General features: G+C 57.5%; 10 protein-coding genes. 8 read left to right on the top strand and 2 right to left on the bottom strand.

Annotation, left to right across the window (positions count from 1 at the left end; all coding sequences use genetic code 11):
• The coding region (locus U9R25_19770; GenBank protein MEA3338132.1) for a hypothetical protein at positions 1-317 on the top strand (317 nt) is incomplete at its 5' end.
• A gap of 79 nt (positions 318-396) precedes the next feature.
• Here the strand turns inward: U9R25_19770 and U9R25_19775 are convergent.
• On the bottom strand, positions 397-687 hold the full coding sequence (locus U9R25_19775) for a type II toxin-antitoxin system prevent-host-death family antitoxin (protein ID MEA3338133.1): 291 nt from the start codon (positions 685-687) through the stop codon (positions 397-399).
• A gap of 32 nt (positions 688-719) precedes the next feature.
• On the opposite strand from U9R25_19775, the gene U9R25_19780 reads away from it, so the two are divergent.
• On the top strand, positions 720-1,043 hold the full coding sequence (locus tag U9R25_19780; protein MEA3338134.1) for a hypothetical protein: 324 nt from the start codon (positions 720-722) through the stop codon (positions 1,041-1,043).
• Positions 1,044-1,053: 10 nt separating this feature from the next.
• Here the strand turns inward: U9R25_19780 and U9R25_19785 are convergent, their stop codons facing one another.
• Positions 1,054-1,188: a hypothetical protein gene (locus U9R25_19785; GenBank protein MEA3338135.1), complete on the bottom strand. Its 135-nt coding sequence runs from the start codon at positions 1,186-1,188 to the stop codon at positions 1,054-1,056.
• A gap of 564 nt (positions 1,189-1,752) precedes the next feature.
• Between U9R25_19785 and U9R25_19790 the strand changes: the two genes are divergently transcribed.
• The 6 genes from U9R25_19790 to U9R25_19815 all read left to right on the top strand — a co-directional run bounded on the left by U9R25_19790 (position 1,753) and on the right by U9R25_19815 (position 7,432).
• Positions 1,753-3,105: an ABC transporter substrate-binding protein gene (locus tag U9R25_19790; protein ID MEA3338136.1), complete on the top strand. Its 1,353-nt coding sequence runs from the start codon at positions 1,753-1,755 to the stop codon at positions 3,103-3,105.
• A 75-nt stretch (positions 3,106-3,180) separates the two neighbouring features.
• Positions 3,181-4,080: a sugar ABC transporter permease gene (locus tag U9R25_19795; GenBank protein ID MEA3338137.1), complete on the top strand. Its 900-nt coding sequence runs from the start codon at positions 3,181-3,183 to the stop codon at positions 4,078-4,080.
• Positions 4,081-4,123: 43 nt separating this feature from the next.
• Positions 4,124-4,954, top strand: a complete 831-nt coding sequence (locus U9R25_19800) for a carbohydrate ABC transporter permease (protein MEA3338138.1) — start codon at positions 4,124-4,126, stop codon at positions 4,952-4,954.
• Positions 4,955-4,969: 15 nt separating this feature from the next.
• Positions 4,970-5,308, top strand: a complete 339-nt coding sequence (locus tag U9R25_19805; GenBank protein MEA3338139.1) for a substrate-binding domain-containing protein — start codon at positions 4,970-4,972, stop codon at positions 5,306-5,308.
• A 100-nt stretch (positions 5,309-5,408) separates the two neighbouring features.
• The gene (locus tag U9R25_19810) at positions 5,409-6,272 is read left to right on the top strand and encodes an endonuclease/exonuclease/phosphatase family protein (protein MEA3338140.1); all 864 of its coding nucleotides are present in this window, start codon (positions 5,409-5,411) and stop codon (positions 6,270-6,272) included.
• Between the two features lie 218 nt (positions 6,273-6,490).
• On the top strand, positions 6,491-7,432 hold the full coding sequence (locus U9R25_19815) for a polysaccharide deacetylase family protein (GenBank protein ID MEA3338141.1): 942 nt from the start codon (positions 6,491-6,493) through the stop codon (positions 7,430-7,432).
• The last annotated feature ends 387 nt before the right edge of the window (positions 7,433-7,819 follow it).

Consider the following 7,819-nt stretch of genomic DNA (forward strand, 5'->3'; position numbering starts at 1 on the left):
CCATTGAGGGACTTTGGAAATGGTTGCGAGAAGAAGTGACTCAACAGCATTGCTACAAAACCATGCGAGACCTTTTTCTGGCTTGTAAGGCTTTCATTGAACGTATCAATCTCGATCCAGTGGCCATAATCAGCGACTCTGGCCCAAATTTGAATTGGACCCTGATTTCGAAAAACTTCTGGTCTCATAATGACTTCAGTTTAGCTATGATCGCTTCCTGTTGGGATCTGCCCGTCGGCGGCCTGTGCCGTTCCATCTATGACACTATCTATGACACTATGACAGCGACGGCAGCCGACGCCCTTCCTGGGGATTGAAGAGGGATGGCAAAGCCGGGCGTCACCCTAATGGTAGCCTGCTAGAACAGTGGCGTCGAGGCGAAACTGGCTGGCGTGGTCACAGCTCGCGCCACTGCTTGTCAAGTATCTCGATGGCGCCCTGATCCTGCATCCAGGCGTCGTCGATCTCTGCCGCCAGGGCGTCCAGCGCGGACCAGTAGTCGGTATGGGCGCGTGCCTCAACCAGGATGCGCGTCTCCAGGATGCGGCGCCGGACATCGTCCATGGGCAGGATCACCGCTACCGGCTCTCCCCAGTAGGTGACGATATACTCCGCCTGCTCCTCGCGCACGGTTCTGATAACTTCCGACGTGGCGTCTGTTAGTTCATGGACGCCGATCTTGGGCATGGCGGTTGGCTCCTTGAAATGCAGCTACCAATGTGGCTACATTGAACTATAACGCCTTGCCGGTGCCAAACGAACAAGGTTTCGAGGGTGGTTGGAAATCGGATCAAGAAAGCCCTGTTAGGCAGGCGCGGGTTGAGGCGTTCCAGGGCAGCCTGCAGATGGGGTTTGAGAACAACTTCCTGGGTCGTCTCTCGCCCAGTGACCGGGCGGTGATCTCCCTGCTCGAAGAGGCCGTTGGCCGTTTCCCAGCCCAGCTCGGAGAAGAGGGCGATGGTTGGTTGTTCGACCGGCCCGATTCTAGCGCAAATCACAGGCGTGGACAAAGCGGACTTGCGGCAGCTGTTCCATGCCAGTAACGCATCTGCTTCAGGTCATCGGGCGAAAAGCGGGTGGCATACCTGGATAGTTAACCGGTGGCGGATCGTCTGAGATGCCGATGTTGTCTGACCACTCCACCAGGGCATAGTTGTGCCAGGTTTTTTCGACTACTTCACTTGTCATCGCTGTCAAGCGGAAGGCTGAACTGGCAGCAATTCTCAAGATGGTGTGAGATGTGGTAAGGTAGGTGTCTATCGAGAGAAAGGGCAAGGTTCGGGAGGGAGAAAATACGCTAACCGATAGCCATGGATAGAATTGCTGTACCAGGAAATCTCGTCTTGACAGAGCCGGGCACGTGTGCTATGTTGGCGCAAGGATTTCCTGAAAATGAGGGTTAGCGATGTGCTACTGGCATGGCCAAGAAACATATCATTACCCTGGATGAAAAGGAACGCAGGTGACTGCTGTATGGTAGTCAGCATCGGTCGAAACCAAGTGCAGGTAAACCGGCCAACCTACATTCTGCCGAAAGGCGATGAGGGCAAGGTCGACCGGGAGATAGCAGAGCAGCTGCGCGAATTGTCTCCCCGTGCTCAGGAACACCCGTCCTCCGTCCTAACCTCGGGGAACGGAGGTCTCGTCTGGCTATGCGGAGGTGGAAGGGGGTAGCTCACAGGCATCAACGAATCGGACCAGGTAGGTTGGTTTTTTTTTTTTGGCTCGCACGAAGCACGAGGAGGAGTAACCATGCAAGGTAACAAGATGTGGTGGAGTGTGTTGGTCGGTCTCCTGGTCGGGACGTTTCTGTTAACTGCGTGTGCCCCGGCACCGGTGTCCCAAGTCACACAGAAGGTCGAGGAGACCGTTGTCGTCGCCGGCACGCCGGAGGTGGAGAAGGAAGTCACACCGACACCACCGCCACCAACGCCCGAGCCGGTGACCATCACCTGGGCCACCTGGGGTGGGGCGATCCAGGCGGATCTGTACCAGGAGGCCATCAGGCAGTTCCATGCCAAACAAGACAGGGTCCGAGTGGAGAACATCAATTCGCCAGGGATGAGTGATCACCTGCAGAAAGTGCAGACCATGATCGCCGGTGGTACGTCCCCGGACGTGATCATGATCGGTGGTGAGAACGTCCCTGCCTATGCTGCCCAGGGCATCTACCAGCCTCTCGATCCCTTCATTGAAGCCGACCCCGACTTCGACATCCATGACTACCTTCCCATCACCATCGATGTCATGAAGTATGAGGACAATATCTATTCCTTGCCCGGAGGCTTCAACATCGGCGCTCTCTACTACAACAAGGATCTGTTCGACGAGGCTGGCCTGGATTACCCCAACCGGGATTGGGACCATGATGATCTTTTGGAGGCTGCCAAGGCTCTGACCAAGCGCGCGGATGGCCGTGTGATCCAGTACGGCTACACCAACAGCGCCCTGAACATGTGGTTCTTCATCTGGCAGAACGGTGGAGAGGTCTTTGACAACGATACGAATCCCTCCGTGGTGCTGCTGGACCAGCCGGCTGCCCTGGAGACTCTGGAGTGGTACTTCGACCTCTCTCTGAAGCACGGCGTGATGCCCACCCTGGTGGAACTGATGCAGTCTGGTGGCCAGCAGGAGCTGTTCGCGTCAGGGCAGATCGCCATGCTCATCGATCACCGAGGCGCCACGCAGGTCCTCAACCAGATCACCGACTTTGAGTGGGGTATTTCGGAGCTGCCCAAGGGCTCGGCGGGGCGGGCTGTAGTCTTCAACTGGGCCGGCCGAGGCATCGCCACCGACTCCGAGCATCCGCAGGAGGCCTGGGAGTTCCTCAAGTGGTTGACCGGGCCGGAGGGAGTTCGCATCTTCATCGAAAGCGGCAACGGGCTACCCGCCATATACGATCTATTGGACGATCCCACGCTGGAGATCCAGCAGCCATTCCTGGATGCCGTGCCATACGCCCGTCCCTTCTTTGCCTCGCCCAAGTGGAACGATATGCTGCCCGTGATGCTCAATTACCTGCAGCTCATGGCTATTGGCGAAATGGAACCCGAGGAAGCCGTCCCGCTCATGAAGCAGGAGGTGGACGCCCTACTGGCGCAGTAGGGCTACGCATTCCAGCCGTGCCCAGGCGGCTCGGGCGAGCCACCTGGGCACCGATCTAGAGGACGGGCTATCACAATGACCGCCCATGGGCGTCCAACAAACCCACTACTGAGGTCCGAGCGCCGCTGGGCCGTCTTTTTTTTGACCCCCAGCATCATCGGCTTCCTGGCCTTCACCGCACTTCCAGTGGTCGCTTCGCTGGGGCTGAGTTTCGTAAAGTGGAATCTGATCCACCCACCCGAGTTCGTGGGACTCGGCAACTATGCAAGAGCCCTGCATGATCCAATGTTCTGGAGGGTACTCAAGAACACGGCGGTCTACACCGTGGGCACCGTGCCAACGTCCATGGCTCTTTCGCTTGCCCTGGCTCTCGCTCTCAATCAGAAGATCCGCGGGGTAACGCTCTTCCGCGGCCTCTACTACCTGCCCGTGGTAGCCCCCATGGTTGCCATCACCATGGTGTGGCGCTGGCTATACAATAGCAACTTTGGCATGATCAACTACCTCCTCAGCCTCGTGAACGTGCCGGCCGTTCCCTGGCTGACCTCGACGCGCTGGGCCATGCCATCCGTGATTATCATGAGCGTCTGGAAGAGCCTTGGCTATGGCATGGTCATCTACCTGGCCGGCCTGCAGGGTATCCCCCAACATCTATACGACGCTGCCGCCGTGGATGGGGCCAATGCCTGGCAGCGCTTCCGCCACGTCACACTGCCGATGCTGACCACCACGACCTTCTTCGTCATGGTCACGTCTATCATCTCGTCTTTCCAGGTCTTTGGCCAGGTCTATGTCCTGACCCGTGGCGGGCCGGCCAATGCGACGGCAACAATGGTCTATTACATCTTCCAGAACGCGTTCCAATCATTCCGCATGGGGTACGCCAGTGCCCTTTCGTGGCTGCTGTTCGTCGTGATCTTTTTGTTCACCGTCATTCAGTATCGTGCCCAGCGGGAGCGCACCTACTATGAATGAGCGCGCTGGCAGGGGAAAGGCCGCGGAAACACGTCGCTTCCAAATGCGAATCACTCCGAAGCACCTGGCAATCGGGCTGCTGTATCTGGTGCTCATCTGTGGCGCGCTCTTTGCGCTGGTGCCTTTTGCCTGGATGGCATCGACCTCCCTGAAGACTCTGCCCGAGGTGGCGCGGTGGCCCATCCAGTGGATCCCATCTGATCCTCAATGGCAGAACTACATCGCCGTGTTCTCCCATGTGCCCTTCCTGCAGTTCTACGCCAACACCGTCTTTGTGACACTGCTGCGCACGCTGGGCTTGCTGATCACCTCTTGCATGGCGGGATATGCCTTCGCGCGGCTGCGCTTCCCCGGTCGGGATGTTATCTTTCTCTTCTATCTGGGCACGATGATGGTCCCCGGACAAGTCACTGTCATTCCTCGCTTCATTGCTATGCGCTGGCTGCATTGGATAGACACCTACCAGGCCCTGATCGTCCCAGGGATGTTCTCGGCCTTTGGCGTATTCCTGATGCGGCAGTTCTTCATGGGCATTCCGCGCAGTTTGGATGACGCCGCGATCCTGGATGGCGCCAGCCATCTGGACATCTTTTGGCGCGTCTGCCTTCCGCTGTCCAAGCCTGCCATCGCAACGCTGGTCATCTTTGCTTTCGTAGGCTCCTGGAACGACTTTATGTGGCCGCTCGTCGTGATCAATTCGGTCGAGAAGCTGGTGCTAAGTGTGGGGCTGTCTTACTTCCAGGATCTGTACTATACCGAATGGACCCTGCTCATGGCAGCATCGGTGATGACCATGGTTCCGGTGCTCCTGGTCTATGTCCTGGCCCAGCGCTACTTTGTACAGGGCATCGCCTTGACGGGCACCAAAGGTTGAGGGGCTGGTACGAGCGTGGAGATTGCAGCTATTGAGGAGAGGCTGCAGATGCCACAGCCACCGACGGCCATTTTTGCCATGAATGATCTGACGGCCTTGCTCGCCCTGAAGGCAGCGAGCCTGGCGCACTTGAGCGTACCGCGCGATCTTTCGCTGGTGGGTTTCGACGATATGGATTTCGTTGCTTTCTTGCCAGTTCCGCTGACTTCTGTGGCTCAAGACCCCTTTGCTTTGGGCAGACGGGCGGCCGAGCTGCTCATCGAACGCATCGAGGGCCATGAGGGTCCACCTCGTATGGAGCTGCTGCCAACTCGGCTGAAGGTGCGCGCGACGACGGCTCCTCTCGCGAGTTGAGGAAGCGACTCGTGTATCCCTTTCTCGGGGTGGGCAAGAGAAGGACGGTTCAGAGCGAGATACGAACGGCCAGCGAGGCCATCGCACAGCATAGTGACTCATGAAGATAATGACCCTAAACTTGCGACATGATGCAGATCGATGGCCTGATCGCTTTGGCCTCGTCATGCAGGGGGTTCTCGCTGAACTCCCCGACATCATAGGATTTCAGGAGGTGGCTCTCGCCATCGAGCAAGCACAGACAATTGCGCGTGCTGTTAACGGGTACCTGTCTGAGCGTCCATACCGAGTATTCGTCGAAGAAAAGTGGAGTCCTCAGCCCAGAGAGGGTGTCGCCATCCTGACCAGAGACCAGGTGATCGAATCTGAGAGAATCGAACTCCCTGAGGCGGGCCGCATTGCGCAATCGATCGTGATACAGAGGTGTAGAAACCGAATAGGAATCATCAATACCCACTTGCACCACTTGCCAAAGGATGATGAATCTATCCGCCTTATCCAGACCAGACATCTCTTGGCTTGGGTGGCGGACAGAAGCTCGGAAGTCACAAGTTGGATCCTGGTCGGTGATTTGAATGCCAGACCTGAAAGCGAGACAGTCAAAGAGGTAGAGAAAGAGCTGGTGTCTGCATACAAGTCTGTTCATGGTCATGAACCCAGTCACACATTCCCTACACCTTTGGTGAAGGAGATTGGAGACTGGTATCAACCCAGGACCCTTGACTATATTTTTCTCACTCCATGGGCTTTTCGCGCGACGCAAGCATGTCTGACTTTCACGAGACCGCATCCTCAGGATCCGACCCTGTATGCCTCAGATCACTATGGCATCCTGGCAGAGGTTGGCTGTGCAGAAGCAGAAGACGGACCGAAAAGCGATCGCGCTCGCACGGAGGTGCTGACGACTCAATTGATGGTGCGGGCTACGGCGGCTCCCCCCGCGAACTCAGGAAGCGACTCGTGAATCCCTTTCTCGGGGTGGGCAAGAGAAGGGCAGTTCAGAGCGAGATACGAACGGGGCCAGAGCTTCTGCGGCTAGTGCACTGTGGGCTAAACAACTATGCCGTTACCAAGGTCCTCCACTGGAGGTAGGAACGGTCTTTATCTGCATGTTTATCTATGCCGTCATGCACTAGGTTCCATGGAGAATCGACCTATGACTCGGCGAGCGAAAGAGTTCTCATGCATCGTAACCCGGCCCTGATCGAACTGGGCTTTTCACCACAAGATCGCGTGGTCATCATTCACGCCGACGATCTGGGCATGTGTCACGCCGCCAATGCTGCCTTTGCCGATCTGGTGTCCTTTGGCCTGGTGACCTGTGGCTCGGCCATGGTGCCCTGTCCCTGGTTCCCCGAACTGGCAGCCTATGGCCGCCAGCATCCAGAAGCCGACATCGGCGTGCATCTGACACTGAACAGTGAGCATCCGTCCTACCGTTGGCCTCCGATCTCCACCCGTGATCCGGCCAGCGGCCTGCTGGATGAGGAAGGGTACCTGCCTCGTACGGTCAGAGCGCTGCATGGACAGGTTTCGCCAGAGGCTGCCCTAGCCGAAATAAGGGCTCAGGTTGTGCGGGCTCTGGCAGCGGGTATCGACGTCACTCACGTTGATACCCACATGGCCGCGGTCATTCATCCCCAGGTCTTTTCTGGCTACCTGAATCTGGCCATGGAGCGTCGCCTCCCCGGATTGTTTCCCCGCTTGACGCCAGAACTGGCGCAGAGACTGGCCCTGCCCACTCACACCACTGCTGTCTTCGGTGAAGAGCTCGACCGGCTGGAAGCCATGGGCCTGCCGTTGATCGATCACGTTGCGTCTGTCTCATTGGGACCTGCGGAGGACCCGTTGGGCGCGTACCAGCGAGCGTGCGAAGCACTGCAACCCGGGCTCACCCACCTGATCATCCACCCGGCCCTGCCTGGCAGCGAGATAGAAGCCATCATCCGGGATGCCTGGCAGCGGATTGCCGATTACCAGGCCATGATGAGCCAGGAGCTCCGATCTCATCTGGCCGCTGCTGGCGTTCACGTTCTGGGGTATCGCGAGTTGCGCGACGTGATGCGCACCGCAATGGGCCAACCACCCGGACCAGGCACCTCCGATGGCCTGTCCGCCACCTGACCGGATCATCTCGCGGGGGAATTGCATGAGCGAGGTTGAGAAAGAAACCCGGCAGACTGTCAAGGAGGTAAGTCGAAAAGAGAAAAGGGTAGCACAGCTTGATGCGCTACCCTTGGACCAGACAGGAATTCAGTCAGGTCAACCCTCCCAACGCTGATGACTCGCCGCCTGGCCGGCCGGGGAGAGTCTCCAGTGCCAGGGGATTATCTCAGAATTCTCCAAACAGCTTGCTGATGCCGCGCTTGATATAGCACGATATAGCGATCGAACAAGGGATTGACGACAGATGAACGATCGTGTATCATGGTTCAAGTCAGGTTGGTGTCATTTCTCTTCTCAAAAGTTGGTAACCAAATCAATCACGGGTCGTTGGTTGGCATTGGTGTG

It is taken from the genome of Chloroflexota bacterium, from assembly GCA_034717495.1.
Lineage (GTDB): Bacteria > Chloroflexota > Anaerolineae > JAAEKA01 > JAAEKA01 > JAYELL01.

Bases quoted from the DNA above. Each gene is read 5' to 3' on its own strand.
- U9R25_19775 (MEA3338133.1), bottom strand. From the start codon at position 687: ATGCCCAAGATCGGCGTCCATGAACTAACAGACGCCACGTCGGAAGTT.
- U9R25_19815 (MEA3338141.1), top strand. From the start codon at position 6,491: ATGCATCGTAACCCGGCCCTGATCGAACTGGGCTTTTCACCACAAGAT.
- U9R25_19785 (MEA3338135.1), bottom strand. From the start codon at position 1,188: ATGACAAGTGAAGTAGTCGAAAAAACCTGGCACAACTATGCCCTGGTG.
- U9R25_19810 (MEA3338140.1), top strand. From the start codon at position 5,409: ATGAAGATAATGACCCTAAACTTGCGACATGATGCAGATCGATGGCCT.
- U9R25_19800 (MEA3338138.1), top strand. From the start codon at position 4,124: ATGCGAATCACTCCGAAGCACCTGGCAATCGGGCTGCTGTATCTGGTG.
- U9R25_19795 (MEA3338137.1), top strand. From the start codon at position 3,181: ATGACCGCCCATGGGCGTCCAACAAACCCACTACTGAGGTCCGAGCGC.
- U9R25_19790 (MEA3338136.1), top strand. From the start codon at position 1,753: ATGCAAGGTAACAAGATGTGGTGGAGTGTGTTGGTCGGTCTCCTGGTC.